This window comes from Escherichia sp. KCJ4928 (genome assembly GCF_004352695.1).
GTDB lineage: Bacteria > Pseudomonadota > Gammaproteobacteria > Enterobacterales > Enterobacteriaceae > ECMA0423.
The window spans coordinates 1-259 of record NZ_SJWV01000749.1 but is presented as its reverse complement, the minus strand read 5'-3'; the positions used below and the strand labels follow the sequence as shown (position 1 = coordinate 259).

At 60.2% G+C, this 259-nt stretch carries 1 pseudogene; it reads right to left on the bottom strand.

The annotated features are described in order from the left end of the window. A pseudogene (locus E0D98_RS26585) lies at positions 1-259 on the bottom strand (NlpC/P60 family protein); the annotation flags it as partial.

Here is a 259-nt window from a genome sequence, read left to right as displayed (position 1 = left end):
CACAGCAGGATATCGCCTGCCTGTGCAGAGGACAGGGACACCCGGCAAAAGCCAGTGGCCTCCATATTGTCCAGGTACAGGTTCTGGCCGTTGCGCCACCAGTCATCCTCGCGATGAAAATCCGGCAGCGTTATCCCCGCCAGATGGTATGCATCCCGGAACAGGGTGTAACAGTCCGTCACACCGTGTTCAAAGCGCCGTCCGGTCAGGTGCGGCACACAGCGGAACCGGTGAATTTCACCCCGACAGACCAGCCACC